The 21,284-nt window shown below is 47.6% G+C and carries 21 protein-coding genes; 2 read left to right on the top strand and 19 right to left on the bottom strand.

Going from position 1 to position 21,284, the window contains the following annotated elements:
* Window positions 1–72: 72 nt before the first annotated feature.
* Together I8U19_RS15270 and I8U19_RS15275 are read right to left on the bottom strand one after the other, a co-directional pair.
* Window positions 73–657, bottom strand: a complete 585-nt coding sequence (locus I8U19_RS15270; RefSeq protein ID WP_198056419.1) for a VanZ family protein — start codon at window positions 655–657, stop codon at window positions 73–75.
* A 261-nt stretch (window positions 658–918) separates the two neighbouring features.
* A complete protein-coding gene (locus tag I8U19_RS15275) occupies window positions 919–1,593 on the bottom strand; it encodes a metallophosphoesterase (protein WP_198056420.1) in 675 nt (224 codons plus the stop codon).
* 160 nt (window positions 1,594–1,753) lie between these two features.
* Between I8U19_RS15275 and I8U19_RS15280 the strand changes: the two genes are divergently transcribed.
* Window positions 1,754–2,113 (top strand): hypothetical protein, encoded by a 360-nt coding sequence (locus I8U19_RS15280; protein WP_152568571.1) that lies wholly within the window; start codon window positions 1,754–1,756, stop codon window positions 2,111–2,113.
* A 447-nt stretch (window positions 2,114–2,560) separates the two neighbouring features.
* Here the strand turns inward: I8U19_RS15280 and I8U19_RS15285 are convergent, their stop codons facing one another.
* From I8U19_RS15285 to pabB, 16 genes are all read right to left on the bottom strand, one after another.
* A complete protein-coding gene (locus I8U19_RS15285) occupies window positions 2,561–3,340 on the bottom strand; it encodes a hypothetical protein (RefSeq protein WP_198056421.1) in 780 nt (259 codons plus the stop codon).
* A gap of 82 nt (window positions 3,341–3,422) precedes the next feature.
* Window positions 3,423–3,884: a DUF420 domain-containing protein gene (locus I8U19_RS15290; protein WP_198056422.1), complete on the bottom strand. Its 462-nt coding sequence runs from the start codon at window positions 3,882–3,884 to the stop codon at window positions 3,423–3,425.
* 139 nt (window positions 3,885–4,023) lie between these two features.
* Window positions 4,024–4,335: a cytochrome C oxidase subunit IV family protein gene (locus I8U19_RS15295; protein ID WP_052154265.1), complete on the bottom strand. Its 312-nt coding sequence runs from the start codon at window positions 4,333–4,335 to the stop codon at window positions 4,024–4,026.
* A gap of 3 nt (window positions 4,336–4,338) precedes the next feature.
* Window positions 4,339–4,962 (bottom strand): cytochrome (ubi)quinol oxidase subunit III, encoded by a 624-nt coding sequence (locus tag I8U19_RS15300; RefSeq protein ID WP_033101338.1) that lies wholly within the window; start codon window positions 4,960–4,962, stop codon window positions 4,339–4,341.
* Window positions 4,962–6,881: a cytochrome c oxidase subunit I gene (ctaD, locus tag I8U19_RS15305; RefSeq protein WP_198056423.1), complete on the bottom strand. Its 1,920-nt coding sequence runs from the start codon at window positions 6,879–6,881 to the stop codon at window positions 4,962–4,964. The genes I8U19_RS15300 and ctaD overlap by 1 nt, the downstream gene beginning before the upstream one ends.
* Window positions 6,882–6,969: 88 nt before the next feature.
* Window positions 6,970–7,974, bottom strand: a complete 1,005-nt coding sequence (gene coxB / locus I8U19_RS15310; RefSeq protein WP_235281675.1) for a cytochrome c oxidase subunit II — start codon at window positions 7,972–7,974, stop codon at window positions 6,970–6,972.
* 122 nt (window positions 7,975–8,096) lie between these two features.
* Entirely contained in the window at window positions 8,097–9,050 is a 954-nt protein-coding gene (gene cyoE / locus I8U19_RS15315; RefSeq protein ID WP_033101340.1) for a heme o synthase, read from the bottom strand.
* A 483-nt stretch (window positions 9,051–9,533) separates the two neighbouring features.
* Entirely contained in the window at window positions 9,534–9,947 is a 414-nt protein-coding gene (locus tag I8U19_RS15320) for an ATP-binding protein (protein ID WP_033101341.1), read from the bottom strand.
* Window positions 9,940–11,748 carry an ABC transporter ATP-binding protein gene (locus I8U19_RS15325; protein WP_198056424.1) on the bottom strand — a complete coding sequence of 603 codons (1,809 nt, stop codon included), beginning with the start codon at window positions 11,746–11,748 and terminating at the stop codon, window positions 9,940–9,942. Before I8U19_RS15325 ends, I8U19_RS15320 begins: the two co-directional genes overlap by 8 nt.
* 461 nt (window positions 11,749–12,209) lie before the next feature.
* Window positions 12,210–12,989 (bottom strand): GTP-sensing pleiotropic transcriptional regulator CodY, encoded by a 780-nt coding sequence (gene codY, locus I8U19_RS15330; RefSeq protein WP_033101342.1) that lies wholly within the window; start codon window positions 12,987–12,989, stop codon window positions 12,210–12,212.
* A gap of 218 nt (window positions 12,990–13,207) precedes the next feature.
* A complete protein-coding gene (gene lepB / locus I8U19_RS15335; RefSeq protein WP_052154267.1) occupies window positions 13,208–13,732 on the bottom strand; it encodes a signal peptidase I in 525 nt (174 codons plus the stop codon).
* A gap of 14 nt (window positions 13,733–13,746) precedes the next feature.
* Window positions 13,747–14,292 (bottom strand): DUF402 domain-containing protein, encoded by a 546-nt coding sequence (locus I8U19_RS15340; RefSeq protein WP_198056425.1) that lies wholly within the window; start codon window positions 14,290–14,292, stop codon window positions 13,747–13,749.
* A gap of 438 nt (window positions 14,293–14,730) precedes the next feature.
* A complete protein-coding gene (gene proC, locus I8U19_RS15345; RefSeq protein ID WP_198056426.1) occupies window positions 14,731–15,564 on the bottom strand; it encodes a pyrroline-5-carboxylate reductase in 834 nt (277 codons plus the stop codon).
* 780 nt (window positions 15,565–16,344) lie between these two features.
* Window positions 16,345–16,779 (bottom strand): GNAT family N-acetyltransferase, encoded by a 435-nt coding sequence (locus I8U19_RS15350; protein WP_033101345.1) that lies wholly within the window; start codon window positions 16,777–16,779, stop codon window positions 16,345–16,347.
* Between the two features lie 97 nt (window positions 16,780–16,876).
* Window positions 16,877–17,563 (bottom strand): hypothetical protein, encoded by a 687-nt coding sequence (locus I8U19_RS15355; RefSeq protein ID WP_033101346.1) that lies wholly within the window; start codon window positions 17,561–17,563, stop codon window positions 16,877–16,879.
* Window positions 17,564–17,814: 251 nt separating this feature from the next.
* The gene (pabB, locus tag I8U19_RS15360; RefSeq protein WP_033101347.1) at window positions 17,815–19,233 is read right to left on the bottom strand and encodes an aminodeoxychorismate synthase component I; all 1,419 of its coding nucleotides are present in this window, start codon (window positions 19,231–19,233) and stop codon (window positions 17,815–17,817) included.
* Window positions 19,234–19,342: 109 nt separating this feature from the next.
* On the opposite strand from pabB, the gene I8U19_RS15365 reads away from it, so the two are divergent.
* Window positions 19,343–19,525, top strand: coding sequence for a hypothetical protein (locus I8U19_RS15365; protein WP_220185011.1), 183 nt, complete (start codon window positions 19,343–19,345; stop codon window positions 19,523–19,525).
* A 120-nt stretch (window positions 19,526–19,645) separates the two neighbouring features.
* Here I8U19_RS15365 and I8U19_RS17760 read toward each other — a convergent pair whose 3' ends face one another.
* Window positions 19,646–21,094, bottom strand: coding sequence for a VanW family protein (locus I8U19_RS17760; RefSeq protein ID WP_198056427.1), 1,449 nt, complete (start codon window positions 21,092–21,094; stop codon window positions 19,646–19,648).
* Between the last annotated feature and the right edge of the window lie 190 nt (window positions 21,095–21,284).

Below are 21,284 nucleotides of genomic sequence, written 5' to 3' on the forward strand. Positions count from 1 at the left end.
TTCCATCACCCCATTCGAATCATCAAAATAAAAAACGAATCACAACGATCCGCAGCAATCGGGATTTTCTGTTCAGTTGCTCCCCGTATGGTGAATGGCTTGATAATGTTCAATGATATAAGGGTAAATAAGTTTAAATAACAAAGTCCCCAAAAAACTTCCTAAAGTATTTAAAATAATATCATCAACATCGAAACTCCTGTACTTATAGTTGATTAACAGAGAGACAAAAATCTGTAACAACTCAATGGATAGACTAACCAAAAAACCGATAAAGACTGCTCTTGTAACAGATTGTTTTATTTTCTTCGAAATAAATGGGAGAATCACCCCAAGAGGCATTAACATAACTAAATTGCCTAAAATCTGCTTAATCGCGATGGTTGGCGATACTGCCTGTGTAGCGGTAGTATAAATGCTAAAAAAGGGAATATAATTATCTTTCTCCGGATACATACGAACCAACGGATCTGAATTATCAAAAGGAATAGGCAGAAGAGTAACACCTATCAAGCAAACAATATATACACCCAAAATGATTTCAAAAAGGACTTTTTGCCAATTAAAAAATTTTCTCTTTATTATGTAATAAGGTAATCGAACCAGGAAAAATAGAAGTCCTAAAATTAACCCTATAAAGATATTAAAGCTAATCATCGTAAACCTCCCAACACATGAATAGTTTCGGCCCATATCTTCAGTCACCGTTTCGACTGCTCCAACACCATCCTGAGGTTATTGCACAACAAAAAAGTAATCACCGGATTCCACCCTTGGCCGTTCTTGCAATATCTCCCGCCTTGCAAGTGGGTCATTGATTGAATGCCTCACCAAGCGGTATAAGCCAAAGTGTTTTCCCGATCCATTGCAATCCTCCTTTTCAATCCACAGAGGATGATTCAACAAGAACGAGCTTTGTTACCCCAACTCGATTACCGTGATCTCCGGACGGCAAGCAAACCGGAACGGCAAGATGGTTGTCCCGATGCCGCGGTTTGTATAGAGGGTAAGCCGCTCATTGATTTGATATAACCCGGAAGAAAACTTCCTGGACAGTGGCGGGGTAAACAGCGGGCCGAAAAATGGCAGGTTAATCTGACCGCCATGGCTGTGACCGGATAATTGCAAATCGACCGGATCAGAGGAGATAACCTTGGCAAAATCCGGTTCATGGACCAGCATCAAATGAAAAAGATCGGGATCAAATCGGGCATCGTTAAAAACTTTTGAGTGATCCGGTTTCCCGTTCAGCAAATCGTCAAGGCCAGAAACAGAAATAACATCATTCCCTTTTTTCACGAGCGTCCATTCGTTGATCAACAAGCGAAAACCGGCACTGGTCAAGCAGTCCTTCACCAAAGCCGTATCACCCCAATAATCATGATTGCCCAGGATGGCGAACTTTCCATAAGGAGCGTCGATTTGTTTCAACAGATCGGATACCTTTATCGCCTCACCGCGGGAGAAGCGGCGGTCGATTAAGTCCCCCGTAAAACAGAAGAGATCGGGATGAAGAGACCGCACTTGGTCCACAAGCGTTTGCAACTGCTCCGGACCATAAAAAAATCCAAAGTGAAGGTCGCTGATTTGCACAATCTTCATACCCTTGAAAGAAACAGGAAGTCTCGGGGATGAAATGCGAATCCGATTGATCTCGAGCTGATTTTTTTCCACAAAAAATGAATAACCGGGCAGTCCCAATACGAAAAGCCCTGCTGCCGCAAGAATCCCCTTTTTGAGGAAATTTCTGCGGGTGAGCTTTTTTTCTGCATTTATTCGCGTTACCGGCAACTCTTCTTCACCTCTAATCCCCTTTCCAGCAGCGAATGATAAACATGGATCTTGCTCCACATCCCCACCCGGTACTTGGTTCGAACTCACACTCTTCCGGATGTCTCCGGGACATTTTCAGTATAATAAAAATACCATTGGGAATTTTCATTTTATAAAAAATAAAGTGAAGGGATGGGATAGCGGATATATGGATGCAGTAGTCGAAAATATGAAAAGCCCCGAAGAACGTGAAAAAAATGCAAGGATCGGTTTCCGCCTTTTTTGGATCGCCATCGCCTTCTTCATTACCGGCATTTTGCTTTTAATCTTTTTCGGTTGATCTCCCCTCCTTTCGCAGCTGCACGTCAGCGGATTGGTAAATATGGGTTCACGAAACATAAATTTTATGAGAAAATAAAAATGAGTGATTGTAAGACTAACCCCTTTTTGTCTGATTCCTCCTATGAGGAAGGGAACACGGTTCCCACCAGTCCGCATTGGAGAGGATGATTTCATTGAAACGAGACCAAATCTTGAATAGCGAAGATTTACTCCTCCCTGCCAAAAAAACGGCTCCTTGCTCGATCTGCGGCAAGGAAGCGCATTATGTAGAGGTTAGCTTTGAATCTCCCATCTGTTCCAAAGAGTGTGCCAAACAGATGTGGAAGTTATATGTTGATACACAAATTTCTCGCAAATATAAAACAATTGACTTTTATACGGCCGATTAACGATGACGCACAGCCCCTCCGCATTGGCTGTGCGTCGTTCTATGATTTGCCGGGACTCAATCTCTCTTTCCCTCCACCGTCAACGGTCCCGTTTTGATCTCCCTCAATCGCAACGAATCTTTGATTTGCTCGGCCTGGTCGACAAAAAGCACTTCGGGCAAAATCACATGCCTCTTCAGATCGACCGGCATCATTACAAATCCATCCTTGTATGTATCCACCACCACATACGGTGAGGAGCCTTGTGTCACCAGGTATTCCGTCTGGTTGGAGGCGATAATGTAACCGCTCGCCCTGGAGACGGAAATGACAATCATCACCAGTGCCAATCCTGTCAGCAGCCAATTTTGTCTCATGGCAAAGAACAACAGGAGTGCCGTAAGCAGAACATATACAAGGAAAAAGAAAAAAATTTCCCAAAGCGATTGCTTGAATTGATAATCCAGCTTCAGCCCGAGTAACAAACCGATGGAGAAGGGGAGAATCACCGGCAAAACAAATTTGCCGTAGCGCATCGCATAAGGCCGCTGCAAAAACATGGCCAGTACCAGAATGACAAAAACAATCGAAGCGACAGCCAAAATGACGGTGTTCAAACTGACATCCGCATAGAGTGAGGGGAGCCCGTAATATTCTTTATAACTCACATCCGAAAGATAAGCGGCAAAATAGCCCAAGCCGGTAACTCCCCCCAATAAAATTCCATCGGAAAAGGGCATTTTCTTGATCATTTTTTCTGTGGCAGATATCTTTTTTCCCTGATCAGTTACCGCTGTCAACAAAGAGAGGATTTTTCCTGTACCGTTGAAGTTTCGCTCTGTGTTGTTGCTGTCCACTGGAAACAAAATCCCCCTTCATTCCGGCATGGAGTCAAAAAGGCCCCGATCCGTTCAGACAACAGGCTGGATGTCCATCCCTTTAAAAACCCCAATAAGCCCGGAACAAATCCGTTGTCGTATTTGCCGGGTAGATGACAAACAGGATCAGATAGGTTGTGATCGCGGTAATCGCCCCAACAAACCAGATCCGTGCCGTCCAGCGGCCGAACGCACGGTGACGGTCAAAACGCTTTTTATAGGCGAAATAAAGTGTAATTACCGCCAAGATCGGAGCGATTGAAGTCACCGTGATGTGGAAGGTAAGAAAAGCCGTGTAATACGGCAACAGATAATGAGGTCCGCCAAATGGCACGTTTCCGAGAAACATCGTCCGGTACATATAAAGGGCGAAAAAGCCCGCCGCGAAGATTACGGAGGCAATCATCAGACTGCGATGCACCTTGACGTTGCCCCGTCGGATCATCACCCATCCGATCGCCATCAGAATGGCGCTGATCGTGGTACACGATGTACTGACCAGCGCAATCACACTTCCTTGCACAAAGCATAACCTCCTTACAAAAAACCGTTCATTTTTTCGGCTCAACCCGGGATGCAATTCTCCGGCATGGTGCCCGCTGACCGACCACTTTCTCAGAAAAAATGCCCTCCGGCCTGTCGCTGGCAGAGGGCATTTTTTCTTACATCAAAATAATTCCTACCGCAGAAATTACCGCAATCACAATTCCCAGCATGATAAAGATCGCATAGTAAGCCGATCCTTTCTGTCCAAGATGCATGAAGGTGAACAGCTGCAGGAAAACCTGGATGACGGCAAACACGAGAATCAGCGGCAGAATAAGATGTTCGGCAACGACAGAGCCCGATTTGATCACCACATAAAAAGCTGCCGCCGTCAGTATAATCATGATCAGAAAAGAAATCAAGTGTTTGACCGCGCTTTCCGGCTTAGGTGATACGGCGTGATTATCGGAATGTTGGTTTTCTGTCACCGCTTACCCCACCTTTCCGAGAAGATACACGAGCGTGAAAATGAAGACCCAAACAACATCGATAAAGTGCCAATACAGACTGGCCACAAACAGTTTGGGAGCCATTTCCTCCGTGATGCCCCGTCCGGCAGCTTGCAACATCAGTGTGGAAATCCAAATAATCCCGAAAGTTACGTGCGCTCCGTGCGTGCCCACAAGAGCGTAGAAGGAAGAGCCAAAGGCACTGCTCGTAAAAGTATGCCCTTCATGCACATAATGAATAAACTCGTTGATCTCCAAAATGAGGAAGGCGAGTCCCAACAAAACGGTTACTGCCAGCCAGAACATCATTACCTTCTTTTTCAGTTGGTTCATCGCCAGAATGGCCAGTACGCTGGTCAGGCTGCTGGTGAGAAGGAAAGCCGTGGCCAAACCGACCAATTTCAAATCGAACAGTTCATGTCCGGATGGACCGCCCATCGTTTGATGCCGCAAAGCCAGATAGGTACCAAACAGACAGGCGAAAAGAACGGTTTCTGCCCCAAGGAACAACCAAAATCCAAGAACTTTATTTCTGCCCTCAAATGTGGCCGTCTCCAGATGGTTCGGCATATGGGGACTTCTGCTTGCTTCCGTATGTGTTGCCATTATGCCTGAACCCCCTTATTCGTTTCTTCAATCTCATCCGGTTCAATGTGGTAACCATGATCACGATCAAATGAACGCAAGAACAGGCAAACGATTACCAGCACCAACCCGATTATTGCACCGACGAAATTGCCGCGGAAGATGAACCCGAAACCGGCGATGAAAAATCCGAGCGCCATCAGGATGGGAATGAAGGATGAAGATGGCATATGAATCGAGCCGAGCGGTTCAGCAGGAGGCAAACTTTTGTTTCCTGCCTGTTTTTCCATCCACCAGGCATCATACCCGCGCACCAACGGCAATTGGGCAAAGTTGTAAACCGGCGGAGGTGACGAAATCGCCCATTCCAGCGTACGCCCGTCCCACGGATCGGCCGGAGCAGGAGCCGCTTTTTTGAACGACCAGTAGATGTTGTACAAGAAAGCGATCGTTCCGATGGCCATTCCCACTACCCCGATAGTACTGATCAGGTTGAGACTGTCCAGCCCCATGCCCGGCTGGTAGGTGAAGACGCGTCGCGGCATTCCGAACAGTCCCAGGAAGTGCTGCGGAAAGAAAGTGAGGTGAAACCCGATCAGGAATGTCCAGAAATGGATTTTTCCGATGGTCTCATTCAGCATCTTGCCGAACATTTTCGGCCACCAGTAGTAAGCTCCGGCAAACAATCCCATCACGGTACCGCCAACAAGTACGTAGTGGAAGTGGGCCACGACGAAGTAGCTGTCCTGGTACTGGAAGTCAGCCGGCGGAGCAGCAAGCATCACCCCGGTCATCCCCCCCATCACAAAGGTCGGAATAAACCCGATGGCAAACAGCATCGCTGTCGTGAAGCGAATTTCGCCGCCCCACATGGTAAAGAGCCAGTTGAACACCTTGATCCCGGTAGGCACTGCAATGGCCATTGTCGCCACCGCAAAGATAGAGTTCGACACCGGTCCAAGTCCAACGGTAAACATGTGGTGCACCCAAACCATGAAGGAAAGGAATGCGATCAAAACGGTCGCAAACACCATCGAAGTGTAACCGAACAGGCGCTTACGCGAAAATGTGCTGATTACTTCGGACATCACCCCGAAGGCCGGCAAAATCACGATGTACACTTCCGGATGGCCGAAGATCCAGAACAAGTGCTCCCAGATTACAGCGCTTCCACCCATGGTGTAATCAAAGAAATGCGAACCGAACAAACGGTCAAACATGAGCAGCAGAAGAGCGACTGTCAAGGGAGGAAAAGCAAACAGGATGATGGTTGATGTAACAAAGCTGGTCCATGTGAACATCGGCATCCGCAGAAAAGTCATGCCCGGAGCACGCAAATTGATGATTGTGGCCATGAAGTTCAGACCACCGATCAAGGTTCCGATCCCGGCAATCTGCAGGCCGAGCACATAGAAATCGACACCCGGTCCGGGACTGTAATTGTTCAAAGCGAGCGAAGTATAAGAAGTCCAGCCAGCGTCCGGCGCACCGCCGAAAATCCAGGAGAGATTCATTAAAAGCCCGCCGGCGAAGAAAAGCCAGAACCCGAGCGCGTTGACAAAGGGAAAAGCGACGTCCCGCGCACCGATCTGCAGGGGAACGACCGCATTCATCAGACCAAAGATCATCGGCATCGCCGCCATGAAGATCATGGTCGTTCCATGCATGGTCAGCAATTCGTTAAACGTATCCCCGACAAACAGGTCGTTGTGGGGAACCACCAATTGCAACCGCATAAACAGCGCTTCGATTCCGCCGACCAGGAAGAAGAAGAAACCCGACAGAAAGTATAAAATCCCAATCTTCTTATGGTCCACCGTGGTGAGCCAATCCCATACTTTGCTATTTTTTACGCGTTCCAAGAAGGTTTTGTTATACCCCCCGGTAAGGATCGCCGTAAGAAACAGCGCAAATACGATCAGCACTATCAGCGTCCCCATGGTGTTCCCTCCTTCTTTCTACTTTTGATAGATTAATAGTTTTGTGAGATGAGTAGAGATTGCGAAATTTCCCGCCCAAAAAAAACGGTTACTTTCGACTCATCAAGTAATCGGTCAATGCCTGAATTTCATCCGGTTGCAAGTAATTGATTTTCGGCATCAAGGCTCCCGGCTTAACTGCTTGCGGATTATGAAGCCATTGTTTCAAATGCTGTTCATCATGAGGCAAAACGCCTGCAATTGTTGTGCGCGTCCCGAACTTGTTCAAATCCGGGCCTTGGACATTTGGATTGATTCCAGCATGGCAGCCCATGCAGTTTTGCTGGAAAAGCTGTTCCCCTTTTTTCTCGCTTGCCGTTGTCACGGGAGCTGGAGGGGCTTTCATTTCTGCGACCCATTTATTGAAGTCGGCATCATTCGAAGCGATCACCTTGAAATCCATCAAAGCATGGCCGGCACCGCACAATTCAGCGCATTTCCCCTGATAGACACCAGGTTTGTCGGCATCCAGAGTCATATGGTTGACGCGGCCGGGGACTACGTCTGTTTTCCCTTGGAGTGATGGTACCCAGAAAGAGTGCAAGACGTCTTTCCCGTGGATTTCCAGATCAACTTTTCTGCCGACAGGAATATGTAACTCTTGCGCCGTTTTAATTCCCAGGTCCGGATACTCGAATTCCCACCAATATTGGTGACCTGTGACCACAACGCGAATCGCATCCTTTGTTTTCGGCTTCTCGGAAAGATCAAAGGTAGTGCTTACCGTCGGAACCGCCAGAATCGCCAATAAGATAATCGGAATGACAGTCCATACAATTTCCAGTACGGTATTACCATGAACCTGTTCCGGCATGCGGTCAATGCCTTTCCGTTTCCGGTAGCGAATCAGCACATAAATGTAAATCGTCGTCACTACTGCAAAAACGGCAAGCATGAGAATGAAGCTCCAATTGATGAGATCCAATTGTTTCTCACCCGCTGATCCGTGCGGGTCGAGAACGTTCATTTCCACCTTGCTGTTGCTGCACCCTGACAGAGCGAGCGCAAGTAGTGCGAATACTGGCAAGACTCGCCACATACGTTGTCGACTCACCACGATCCAACCTCACTTTCTGTTAGCTTGATCCGGCCTCAAGAGCCCAAGGCCGGATCAATGATTTACAACAGTGCATCTCCAAATCTATATGAAGCTCTTATTAAGCACTGTATCCATTCTTACAGCATTTGAATCAGATCATAGATCGTAACATCTAAAACCATGGCAAACAGGATCGCCGTCAAATAGATCAGGGAGTAGAAAAACAGCTGCTTTGCCCATTTTTCGTGATCCTGCGTTTTGAAGCCTTTCCATGCCAAAGCAATATAGATTCCGCCCAGAATAAGAGCGAGAACCAGATAAATCCAGCCACACGCTCCCGTAAAGAAGAGCAACAGAGAAGAGAAAAACAACATAACCGTAAAGAACAGCGTTTGTTTCTTGGTCTCCGCGGCTCCCTTGACAACCGGCAACATGGGAATTCCAGCCGCACGGTAATCCTCCGCTTTGCGCATCGCCAACGCGAAGAAATGAGGAGGCTGCCACATAAACAGAATCAAAAACAGAGCCCAGGCATTTAAATCAATGTGCGAAGTGACAGCAACCCAACCGATCATCGGCGGAACTGCCCCGGAAAAACCGCCGACCACCGTGTTCAACGTGCTGGTTCTCTTCAGCCACATGCTGTAGATGACGACATAGACAAATGAACCGATAAAACCGAGAATCGCGGCTAGCAGATTGACTCCGAACGCAAGGATCAGGAGTCCCAGCACCGTCAGACTGATTCCGTACCAAAGCGCCACCGCCGGCTTGATCCTTCCCCCGGCCACCGGCCTTGTCTTGGTACGCTCCATCAAAGGGTCTATATCGCGGTCAATAAAGTTATTCAACGTACAGCTGCCGGCAATCACCAAAGCCGTTCCAAGCAACGTGATCAGAAGGGTTACCAATTGAAATGAGTGGATTCCTGCAGCCACCCAGTATCCGGCAAAAGTTGCAATCAAATTGCTTTTATTGATCCCTGGTTTGGTAATTTCGATATAATCACGCCAGGTAGCTTTAGATGCTGATTCAAATGGCTCCGTTTTGATGATGCGATCTGCAGCGGTTTGCTGAGATAATGGTTCCACCGCACAGACCTCCTTTCTAAGCCAAGAAACGCAGTGAAATAAAACTGTTTTCCCCACTTGGAAAACAGGTTATGGCTATACAGAAAGCGGGAAATATTTGATTATAACATGCAAAAAATGTAACAATCGTAGGTAGAATGCCCTATGATTTTACATTCCATTTCTCAAATATTGGAATCGAGAAATGTCAAAAGTCATGGTTTATATCATCACCATTTTAGATGATCAACAACCTTCATGCAAGGGTGGCATGGATGGCTCATTCAGAGATATAACAATGAATCACCGATATTATATCCCTTTTGCCCGCTTTCCTTTCATTAGATCCTTTCTATTTTAGTCTAAACGATGGCATTTGTTTGAAGGTGACATATCTGTGAACAATTTTTGATCAACTGCCGGGATTTTCCTGGAAATGAGAACGGGACAAAAAAACGGCACAGTTTCCTTCCGCGGGAAACGTACCGTTTTTTGGTGAATTTATTATTTTTCATGAAGCATGCGGCTCGATTTAAGCCATTTTACCGCTTCCACACACGTTCCGTTTTCGACGGGGATTTGCTTTAGTTCATCCATCAGCATGTAAACTTGCTGCAATCCTGAGGTTTCACCCAGATTTTGATTTTTCCCCTTGGCCAATTCTTCCAAATTCGGAATGCCCGGCCCGGTATCCTGTACCTGAATCTTAATTCCTTTCCGGTCTTCTTCCTCCACCGTCGCGATCGTAATGATTCCCTTATCCGCATATTGAACGACATTGCGTGCCAATTCTGAGATCGATTGTACGATACGCGCTTGATCCAGTTCGTCAAATCCCACTTCCCTGGATAATTCGCGCGCTTCACTGCGAATATGTACAATATCCCATTCGTAGTTGATTTCAAAGGTTTTACGCATGTTTCCCCTCCATCAAGTGGTGAGAGTCCCGATTTGCCGTCTGCGGATCATTTACGGTCCCGTCCAAATTCTGTACATTGAATAAATCGGCGTACAATCCGTTTTTCCGCAACAATTCTTCATGTGTCCCTTGTTCCGCTACACGGCCGTGCTCGATAACCAGAATTTGATCCGCATGTGTAATAGTGGAAAGCCGGTGTGCGACTACGATTGTCGTTCGATTTTTCGCCAGGCGGTTCAGCGATTCCTGAACCAGATGTTCGGATTGCAGATCAAGTGCCGATGTTGCTTCGTCCAAAATCAGGATTTCCGGGTCCTTGAGAAAAACCCTGGCCAAAGCAATCCGCTGCTTCTGGCCTCCGGACAGTTTGACACCCCGCTCCCCGATCTCCGTCTCATACCCGTCCGGAAGTTCCATGATAAATTCGTGGGCGTTTGCTGCTTTTGCCGCTTCGATGATTTCTTCTTTGGTCGCTGTAACCTTTCCCATCCGGATATTTTCCTCCACTGAACCGCTGAACAAAATGTTTTCCTGCAAAACCATTCCGATATGGCTCCGCAAACTGCGCATTGTAAAATCTTTCACATCGATTCCGTCTATTTTCACCTGTCCCTCGATCACATCGTAAAAACGGGGGATCAGGGAGATAATCGAGGATTTTCCTCCACCACTCGGCCCGACCAGTGCCACCGTCTGTCCGGCAGCAACGGAAAAATTCACTCCGTCCAAGATCCAGTCCTGGTCGTCATGATAACGAAACCGAACATTTTCAAACTCAATTTTCCCCTTAACCGCCGGGATCTCACGAGCCTGCGGAAGATCGAAGATATCATAGGTCTCATCCATGAACTCGAACACCCGATCCATTGAAGCAAAGGCCTGGGTCAAAGTTGTGGAAGAATTAACCAGGCGGCGAATCGGATTATAAATCAGGCCCATATAGCCATAGAAGGCCGTTAACGCACCAATGGTCAACTTATGTTCAATCACGAGATAGGCTGATGTTCCGATCACGATAATCGGGGCCAAATCAGTAATCGTGTTGATCGCCGCAAATGTTTTGGCGATCCACCTTGTTTGCAACAACGCTTTATCCAAGTAATAAGCATTTCGTTTTTCAAATTGCTCTTGTTCTTCCCTTTCCAAATGAAAAGCGCGAATAACGGAAATCCCTTGAATTCGTTCGTGCAAATGCCCTTGCAATTCGGCCAGTGCCTGCGAGCGCTCTTTCGTGTAGCGACGCATGTTTTGGAAAAAATATTTGACCGAAACCGCATATAACGGAAAAATCGCAAGGGAAACAGCGGTCATGAACGGATCGATCCAAATCATCATCGATACGGCGATGAGAAGGGTCGACAGATCCAGCCAGATATTCATCATCCCGGTTACGACAAATTCTTTTGTCTGTTCGACATCATTGATCACGCGAGAGATAATCTGCCCGACCTTCTGATTCTGATAAAACTTCAACGATAGTCTTTGAATGTGATCAAACAACCGGTTGCGAATATCAAACAAAATTTTGCTCGCTGTCCATTGGGCAAAATATTGCCGGTAATACTCGACCGGGATTCGGACCACCGTAAACAGCAGGAAAGCTCCGCCGATCACCCAGGCGAGTTTCTGCAATTTTTCATGTGCCGCCATCGAACTGAGCAACAGATGATCGACCACATACTTCAATAACAGCGGCAACAACAGCGGAATCCCGAATTTTAAAATCCCGATCGCCATTGTCAAGCAGATTTCTTTCCAATAAGGCTTAACAAACCGAAGATAACGTCTCATACTCCCCATCTTTATTCAACCCCTACAATTTGCTTTTATATCCACATTGCCATGGCCCGGAGTATGGTGCAAGACGACCGAAGGAGAATTTGTCCCTCCGGCACATACAACCCCGCTCTTCCCCGTTTCATCCTCTGCTGTATCTTCTTCGGTTTAGTTGTTTAACGCCTTACACTTTTTATAACGAAAGTTAGACCCAAAAAGATTCATGGCAATTTTTTAAAAATGTTAAAACACAGGTTTTTGAGTCTAAGCAGTAAGTCATCGGTGCAAAACTGGTTCACCTGCGGAAGCAAATGCCCTCAGATGCCAGATTGTAACCAATCTCGCCCAAACAGGCAAGGGGAGGAAAACACGAGAAACATCTTTTTGGAGCAAAACTATTATATCATAAACAATACTGAATTTTCGTTCAAAATAAAAAAGGCCGAGACTCTTTTGTGAGACTCGGACCTTTTCTTGTTTGTTTTTTAATGTCTGGCTTTTTCAAGGGCTGGGAGCAGTTTCGGATTGAGAATTTTGATGTAGGTCCCTTTCATTCCGAGCGAACGGGATTCCACGACACCTGCGCTTTCGAGTTTTCTCAGCGCATTTACAATAACGGAACGCGTGATTCCGACACGATCGGCAATTTTACTTGCAACGAGCAATCCTTCCATTCCATCCAGCTCATTAAAGATGTGTTCTGCCGCTTCCAATTCACTGAAGGAGAGCGAATTGATCGCCAATTGCACGACTGCGCGGCTGCGTGCTTCTTCTTCTACCTGACCGGCACGTTCACGCAAAATTTCCATCCCGACAACGGTTGCTCCATACTCAGCCAAGATCAGGTCTTCTTCTTCAAAACGCGTGTTCAGGCGGGACAGCACCAGCGTACCCAGATGATCCCCACCGCCAATGATCGGCACCAGGGTGGTAAACCCTTCGCGGAACATGTCCTTCATCTCCGTCGGGTAAGCGGTATAAGGGCTGTCCACACCAACGTTGGTCATGGTTTGGTCTACTTCCATGAGAAGTTTGGCATAATCAACCGGGAACTCGCGGTTTTTGAGATATTGTTCCATCCGCTCGTTGGCCAAGTCATGGTTGATCGCCATGCCGAGCAGCTTTCCTTCTGCGCTGACCACATAGATATTGGCGCCGATGATGTCACAGAGAACTTGTGCAACTTCATCGAAGTCAACCAAATGGTGGCCTACATTTTTTTGCAAAATCTTGGAAATGCGACGTGTTTTTGCTAACAGATCCATTGTGTCATTACCTCCAAAGAATCAGATTTGATTGGCTTTTATGTTTATGGGCCGTCTATCAACCCGCCTTTTGCCAGGCGATTGATTTATTTTTACGGGATTGAGGGAAAGCGGTAAACACTTACCTATTATGCGACATTTAAGCAATTAAGCAATTTGGTTTTTGTGAACAATTTTTGACTTTTATACCTATTTTAAATTGTTTTCTTCATTCAGCATCAAAGCGAAGCTGATAATGAAGGCCGCCATAAAATAAGCTCCACCTTCCCATCGAGTAAATCGTCGGGAACGAGTCCAACGCTGCTATACCGACTGTCCCTGCTGGCATAGCGGTGACGGTTGTCACCCATGACAAACACGGTCCCGCGCTTTACCCGGATCGGGCCGAAATTGCCATCTTCGATCGGGCAATCCGTATAAGCCTCATGTACCTTCTTCCCGTTGCGATAAAGCTGCCCGTTTCGAATCTCGATTGTGTCCCCCGGCACACCGATCACCCGTTTGACCAGAAACCGGTGATGGTCGGACGGATCGCGAAAAGTAATCACTTCCCCCACCTTCGGCTGATCCAGTACAAACGCAAAACGATTGACAAGAAGCCGGTCACCATCCTGCAGAGTCGGTTGCATCGAAGTGCCGTTTACAACTGATAACGCTATCCCGTACTGATTGACTGCCCAGGCAAACACGGCTGCATAGATGACCAACATCGTCCATCTATTCAGTCCCTTTACCCGAAACATGCACATTCACTCCATCATCCCGCTTCAGTCTTCAGCATTAGGTACTGATGATACCAAAATGGAGCGAATTCGGGAGAAAATGGTTCCTCCTGCCGCAATACCCGTCCTTCCAGTTCCTGTTTGGCTCTGTTCACACTGTCCACAACCGTTTGGGGATATCCGTAGTGCAAGCGATTCGCTTCAAACTCGTCCCCATCCACCCATTGGTAATGCCAATCAGGCTTGACGATCAAATCCCAATCGTAGTCGATATAGCAGAGCGTTTTTCCCGCTTCGTCCCACCAGTAGGGTGATGCAATGTTGCAGTAATACTCCTTGAGCCGGAACTGGTCGTCATACAAGATAACCGTATGGAACCAATCGCGCTTGGAAAAAAGACAAATTGCCAAACCCGGAAAATCCCATTCAACACCATTTTTTTCTACCACTTTTGCATTGTAGTTGGCAAGTACCAGCGGTTCTCCCGGTTGCAAAATCACCGATTTTTTCCAAGCCCTGTGCATCAAATTCCCGTATTTTAAGCTTTCAATGCGAATCGTATCACCCTTTTTTGGTATCATTTTCCTCACCTCAAGCGCTCTAGTTTCTTTATTTCCAAAAAGAGAAAAAAATAAAACACCTAAAACTCAGAATTTATCATTTAAAGCCTGAGGCGTTGCTCTTGGCCGGGATCAGACAAAAAGCATTCCGGCCGCGACAAGCGCAATCCCGGGATCAAAGTGAATAAAAACAGGTGGGTCGGGACGGGCTGAGTCCCTCGTGGCCGACATGTGCGCGCCCGCAAGCACTCCGGCGCCTCTTCGCGGAAAAAGGATTGACAAACGGCAGCCAATCTGATTATCTTAAAATTCACTTGGTTATTATTTGAAATTAACACGTTTTCATTATAGACTCGCCCGATCCTGATGTCTGCCTTTCCCCACTTTCGTTGATTTAAATGTTTAAATTTCTTCGTAAGCGGGAAAAGGCATGGAGTCGTCTTCTCCATGCCCCCGGTATCAGAAAGTGATCGCAATTTGCTGTCCCATTTCAACCGAACGGGCTTTGGCCCTGAGCACAGCTTTTTTTATCGCTTCATCCAGCTGGTATTGATCCAAAACTTCGAGCCCGGCCATCGTGGTCCCTCCCGGTGAGGTGACTTCACGTCGCAATTCTTCCGCCGCCTTGCCGGTCTTGAGGAGCATTTGCGACGCTCCGAGCAAGGTTTGCACGGTCAATGCACGTGACGTTTCCGGGGAAAGCCCGGCCGAAATCCCCGCCGCCTCCAGGGACTCTGCCAGATAATAAACATAGGCGGGCCCGCTGCCGGACAATCCGGTGACTGCATCCATCAAAGACTCATCAACGACGATAACCGATCCGATACTGCGAAAAATCAGTCGAGCTGTTTCCAGTTGCTCCGGGCTGACGTGGCTCCCCGGACAAATCGCCGTCGCCGACTGACCGACGGCACAAGAGGTATTTGGCATGACACGAATCACCGCCATCTTTCCGGTGACGTGCTGCTCAAGCAGAGAGGTTGAAATGCCTGCCGCCACCGACAACAGCATCTGATCTTCCGAAAAGAGATGGCCCCAGGTCTGCAACACTTCCGGCACATCTTTCGGTTTGACTGCCAAAATCACAATGTCCGATTTCGCTACTGTTTCGATACGTTGCTTCGTTTCGTCCAACCGGTATCTTTCGGTCAGTTCTTTCAACCGTTCCTGATCCTCGCGGTTGATAATCGAGATCTGTTTCCGGCTTACCTCCTTTTGCCGGAGCAATCCTGCCAAAATCGCTTCAGCCATGGAACCTGCCCCGATAAAGCCAATGGTTCGCTCTTGTAACATGGATTTCTACCTCCTTTTGATGACTAAAAAACAAAAACCTCCTTCATCCCAAAGGACGAAAGAGGTTAACTCCCGCGGTACCACCTTTGTTGACGCCATGAAAGCGCCCAGCTCAGCGCGATTTAACATCGCTCAGGATAACGGGTTGGCCCCGATCTGATTTATCATCAGCCGCATCAAAGGATGGGTTCGAGCAGCCAACTGGCAAAACCTCTCAACCTGCGGGTTTCGCTCTCTGTACAGTTGGGGAATGCTCTACTGGTCCTTGTCATCACGTTTCGCTCTCAATTGTTAGTAGTAATTATGTGAAAAAAAACCCCTGATGTCAACAGGGAATAATCAAATCGGCCGGAATTGCTTTATGATTGATTTCTAAGGGAATTCCTTATTTTTCATCCTTTCCTTTGCTTCCGGCACGCAACCATCCGCATTCTCCCCAATATAGCAGCCATTCACAAAAACTTCGGCAGATTCCTTTAAACCATCATCTAAAATAATGATTTATTTTTTAACACGAACCGTTCGCCATCTAAATCTGTTCCGGCTTTTCCGCCTTATGCTTACCAGTCAATCCAACAAAAAAAATAAGCCGTTCAAATAATTTTAATTTGAAAGCGTATTCAAAGTGTAGTATTCTTAACATAAAACAGATACCCTTTTATGTGGGAAGACATTTATCTTCCTCTCCCCTCCTGAAAGGATTTGGACACAAAAAAAATCTGCCGTACTTCAGGCAGATTAAAAACAGACAAAACCATAGGCAAAAAACAAAAACAACGATCAACCAGTACATCGCTGACTGACAAACAGCTCTTTTTCCAAACGGGTGGAACAAGTATTGCTGTAACCGAGATATTGGTAAAAGGGGAGCAATTTTTCCGTACCCTTGTCTACCGTGATCCAAATCCTTTTTACCCCTTTTTGCAAAAAACGGTACTCCAATTCACGCACTAATGCAGTACCGACCCTTTGTTTCTGGAAGTTCGGGTCAACAGCGAGACAATAGAAGAATCCCGTGTGTTTGTCAATTGTTCCCACAATGGCTCCGATCACCCGTTGATCCGGTGCTTCGGCCACAATAACCAGATCCCGGTCGTAAGCTAACTGTTCATACAAAACCCGAAGCGTTTCCCTTTCCTTCTGATGGGAAGCTGTCATCTGCCAGATTCTTAAAACGTCATGTACATCTGCCAGTTGAAAAGAGCGTAGGCGCATAACCTGATTCTCCTCCATTGGGGAAGTATCACATACCTTGGCTTTTCTATTTTACCTCAAGTTTCATTTTTATTTCAATCTGCGAAAACCATCCTGCTTAATTAGAAAATCCCGATTTTACCTGCTCACCCATATTCCACAACCAGGGAATAAAGATAAAAATGGCAAATCCTTGTAAAAAGGAAACATGAAAACCCATCCATCGAAAACTGACAACTCCGGCCAGCACCACCGTCCAAACCAGCAGCGACCACCAGCTGAGGAACGGAGAAAATTCCCTGGTGCGGAACATCACCGCGGTGTAAATTAACCCCCCGATCGCCCAGCACGTGGGTCCAAATACACCGACCATCCGGATCAATAACGAGTCCCATTCCTCCAGATGCCGGATCAGATTCAGCGTCGGCATCTGCAAAAAAAGATGAACCATGAGAGGAAACAGAAGCATCTGCACCAGATGGTAAAGCAGAAAGACCGCCCCTCCGATCAGTTGAATCAACCAGGCCCATTGCAAAATGATGCGAAACCGGTCATTTAAGGCAAATAACAAAATCGTATAGATGGCCAAAAATGAGAGCACGGCCAGAAACGAACTCACCCAGGCGAGCATGACCCATTTTTCATGTTCCAGAAAATAAACGGATCTCGACAACCAAGGCTGTTTCGCCATCTGCAGTAAAACAAATAAAATCAGCAGAACGGACACGAAATGCAGGCAAGCTGAACCTTTGAACACCCAAGAAAACCATGGCTTTCTGACACCGTGTGGCGGCGCTGTTTTCATCTGTCGGTCTCCTTCCGTTTCGATCCTGCCCGACATTCCACTGGCAAAACGATGCAAAGATTAAAGATTACAGATAAAATTTTCTCCCTATTCCCATTTTATCCTAAACCACACCAATTTAACCCATTTATGACCGCCCGCATGAACAAAAACGGAACGTGAAGAGAACCGGAGAACCCTGAATCCAACAAAATCTGCCACACGGAAGGACGACAATCGGACTCAGGGAAAACGGGGCAGGAAACCGCCTTTTACACGATGGGGCTCGGACAGCGATCTCCGGCCAGAAGGATCGCCTTCTTCAGCGCCAATGCCTTGTCCATCGATTCCTGATATTCCAGCTGTTCATCAGAATCGGCCACTATGCCCCCGCCGACATGAAAAAAGGCCTTTCCCTCCCGGACAATGATCGTGCGGATGACCATGCTGAGATCAAAGCCGCCGCGAACATCCAAATAACCCAAACCGCCGGAATAGATGCCGCGGGCCACCGGCTCCAAATCATGCAAAATCTCCATCGCCCGAATTTTCGGGGCTCCGGTCATGGAACCTCCGGGAAAAGCTGCCCGAATTGCCTCAAGCGCCGGAACGTCCGGCTTCAGCCTCCCCTCAACGACCGTCACCAACTGATGGACGGTAGCATAAGATTCCACTTTCAACAGTTCCGATACGCGGACACTGCCAGTTTCGCATACCTTTCCCAGATCATTGCGCACCAAATCAACAATCATGACATTTTCCGCACGGTCCTTCTCATTTGATTTCAAGTCCAAGACGAGCGCATCATCTTCTTCCGCACTCCTTCCCCGCGGCCTCGTTCCCTTGATCGGTCTGCTCTCCAGCCTCCGCCCTTCCAGCTTCAAAAACCGTTCAGGGGAAGTAGAGAGGACAAAGAGATCACCAAACCGCAGATAGGCGGAAAAAGGAGCGGGATTGATCCGGCGCAATATCCGGTACAGATCAAAGGGATGACCGGAAAAATCAGCGGAAAGCTGGTGGGTGAAACACGCCTGATAGATATTGCCCGCAGCGATTTCCCCGAGGATTCTCCTGATTTTGCGGCAGTAGGAATCATACGATTCCACTTGGGCAAACGGCGTACTCCCCTCCGCAGGAGAAATGTCGGGTTCGGGAAGCGGTGTATCAGATGCCCGTTTTACGGCGGACAGCCACTGCTCCAGATCTTTTTCCCCGTCACTGTCGTTGACCCGTTTGCTCAAATATGATTTTCCTTCCAGCTGATCGTAAATGAGAACCTGGTCGGCAAACATCCACCATGACACCGGAGCCTGGGTGGGATCCTCCGGGAGATCGGGAAGTTTCTCAATAAACCGGTTCATTTCATAACCAAAATAGCCGACCAACCCCCCGATGAACGGAAAAGGCTTGCCGGTTCCTGCGGGCGTTTGATGCTCATCCAGCAACTTTTGAATCGCTTGAAAAGGGTCCCCTGTGTCAGCTTGCACGGTGTTTTGGTGAATCCATTCGATTTTCCCTGACTGCACCCGAACCAAAAAAGAGGGATTGGCCCCCATAAAGGAGTACCGGCTCAGTCCCGGTGCCAGACGATTTCCGTCGAGCCAAAATGCATAGGGTTCATCCCGGTAGAGATGGGCAAAGACGTGTTCCGGGCGAACCTTGAAAGGAATTTCACGTATGATCCATTTCATTGCAACAACGTCCTTCTTTTGCAAAAATGCATGATCTTTTTCTTTTTATCCAATACTTTTTTTGAGGTGATGGATTGTGTATACTGGCCGAAACCTTGAAGAATTGAGCATGACACCCTTAACAGACTGGAATCTGGATGAACTTTCGTACCACCACTTTATTATGGCGCAAATGTCTCCTTACTTAAACCAGCAAGGCGCCAGCTTGCACCGTCAGGTCATAAAAGAGATCGAAAACAGGGGCAATCAGACATGGAACAGCCAAACGCCGAATATTTATGACCATTTTTAAAGGGATGGCAAGCTGAATGCATGAGGAACGCGGTTCTCCGGTCATCGCCTGCGCAAAAAATCCCCCTCCGGTGATCCGGGTGTTTCATTGAACACCGGGACAACCAAGGGGGATTTGCTTTTACTGACTGGTTGTCGTTTTGGGCAATTGCGCATTTGGTTTTGTCGGATCAACCGTGATCGTGCTGAACGATTCAGGTGCTTTCTCAACTTTGCGCGACTGAACCTTGGCTCCCGGGCTGGTATATACATTGACCGTAAGATGGGAACCGGAAATTTTAATTTTCAGCAGAACCGGTTTGTTCAAATTGTTTTTAAAGCGGAAATCAGGTCCTCCCCAGGAGACGGTGGCATCCCGTCCTTTCGGCACATAAGTCACCTCGGCGCTGTGGTGTTGAATCGCCGTGACCTTTAGTCCCGCTTCATCGACACTGTTGTAGAGCGTGGAGGAAACCTGGCAGATGCCGCCGCCAATCCCTTCCGTAAACTCCCCTTTGACGATCACGTGCGCCGGTTTATACCCCCGGGCAGCCGTCCGCTCTCCGACGACTTTATTGAAGGAAAAACGCTCTCCTGGCAAAAGTACAAGATTATTGATTTGGGCCGAAGCCAGTTTGATGTTGGTGGTACGGTTTACGTTCCCCGGATCAAACTTGGTGGTGTAACTGCCGATCATCTTTTTGTTCACTTCACGCAGGTCTGCCGAGGAAACTTTCGGCGCAACCGAAATGGTGGGAATTTGCGTCGGCTTGTTGATATAGGGGCGAAGGTCTTTCAACCACGTTTTCACGGTCTTCACATCCATCACTCGGCCTTCTTCCCCGCGAATGATCGGATTTCCCCATTTATTGTGCTTAAATCTGGCGTTTTTCGGTTCGATTTTCACTTGATCCCTGACACTGTCCAGCCATTTTGCCAGCTTTTCCTGATTGATCGTCGATAAATCTTTCCCGTCATAACCGATACTGAGCAGATCTAGCTCAAATTTTTTATCATCCAAATATAATTGCAACTTAGCCGGTTTCGGCTGTTCTTTCACAGCAGCCGGGACGTCCGCCTTGACTTTGCTGGAATCAAACGCATATGCGCCAAAACCGAACAAACCGGCCACGGTCATCGAGGCGACCAGAGTGGCAATGAGGATTTTCTTTGGTTTCGGAGTGCTGTGAACCTCTCTTTTGATTGCGGAAAAGATTCCCGTATCCTCCTTGGCGGACTCTGGCCGGGGATTTGCCGGTTTCTGCACTTCCACCTGCACCGGCTCAGGATGATGATCCGCGCTGGCGGGTACGTCGACATCGCTGCTGTTGGCGTTTTCATTCTTCGACAGGGGGCCGTCTTTTTCGCTTGAACCGAAATCCCATCGGGACGAAAGCGGAAAATCCGCCGGTTTATCAGGATGCGCCTGTTCCGGTTCTGTTGATGTCTTTTCACTCCGCTCTTCTTCATGCCTCACTTCCGTGCCCGGTTCCGGTGAAGCTGGTGACTCCCCCGCCCCCTTTATTTCTTTCCGTTCGTCCCTTTCCTCGGACAAAGGCTGTTCGGGTTCGCGCTTTTTTTTGTCTTCCACCCGCTCTCTCTCCTCTGCAAGTATTCTCTTTTTAAGGAAATCAACTGAATCAAAGGACCAAACAAAAATTAAACGGATTCTGGCAACCTAAACGGCCCGGGGCTCCGGACTGATTCGTTTCCTCACGTATTTAGACCAACAGCATAAAGAAAATGTTTCGATTCAAACAGAAAACCATTTATTCGTCTTC

The sequence above is a fragment of the Thermoactinomyces sp. CICC 10523 genome (genome assembly GCF_016055105.1).
Taxonomy (GTDB): domain Bacteria; phylum Bacillota; class Bacilli; order Thermoactinomycetales; family Thermoactinomycetaceae; genus Thermoactinomyces_A; species Thermoactinomyces_A daqus.

What these genes read in the sequence shown, in the direction of transcription:
- I8U19_RS15325 (WP_198056424.1), bottom strand. Translation starts at nt 11,748, where the DNA reads ATGGGGAGTATGAGACGTTATCTTCGGTTTGTTAAGCCTTATTGGAAA.
- I8U19_RS15340 (WP_198056425.1), bottom strand. Translation starts at nt 14,292, where the DNA reads ATGATACCAAAAAAGGGTGATACGATTCGCATTGAAAGCTTAAAATAC.
- ctaD (WP_198056423.1), bottom strand. Translation starts at nt 6,881, where the DNA reads ATGGGGACGCTGATAGTGCTGATCGTATTTGCGCTGTTTCTTACGGCG.
- I8U19_RS15355 (WP_033101346.1), bottom strand. Translation starts at nt 17,563, where the DNA reads ATGAAAACAGCGCCGCCACACGGTGTCAGAAAGCCATGGTTTTCTTGG.
- I8U19_RS15270 (WP_198056419.1), bottom strand. Translation starts at nt 657, where the DNA reads ATGATTAGCTTTAATATCTTTATAGGGTTAATTTTAGGACTTCTATTT.
- pabB (WP_033101347.1), bottom strand. Translation starts at nt 19,233, where the DNA reads ATGAAATGGATCATACGTGAAATTCCTTTCAAGGTTCGCCCGGAACAC.
- I8U19_RS15350 (WP_033101345.1), bottom strand. Translation starts at nt 16,779, where the DNA reads ATGCGCCTACGCTCTTTTCAACTGGCAGATGTACATGACGTTTTAAGA.
- codY (WP_033101342.1), bottom strand. Translation starts at nt 12,989, where the DNA reads ATGGATCTGTTAGCAAAAACACGTCGCATTTCCAAGATTTTGCAAAAA.
- I8U19_RS15365 (WP_220185011.1), top strand. Translation starts at nt 19,343, where the DNA reads ATGACACCCTTAACAGACTGGAATCTGGATGAACTTTCGTACCACCAC.
- proC (WP_198056426.1), bottom strand. Translation starts at nt 15,564, where the DNA reads ATGTTACAAGAGCGAACCATTGGCTTTATCGGGGCAGGTTCCATGGCT.
- lepB (WP_052154267.1), bottom strand. Translation starts at nt 13,732, where the DNA reads ATGTTTCGGGTAAAGGGACTGAATAGATGGACGATGTTGGTCATCTAT.
- I8U19_RS15300 (WP_033101338.1), bottom strand. Translation starts at nt 4,962, where the DNA reads ATGGCAACACATACGGAAGCAAGCAGAAGTCCCCATATGCCGAACCAT.
- I8U19_RS15320 (WP_033101341.1), bottom strand. Translation starts at nt 9,947, where the DNA reads ATGCGTAAAACCTTTGAAATCAACTACGAATGGGATATTGTACATATT.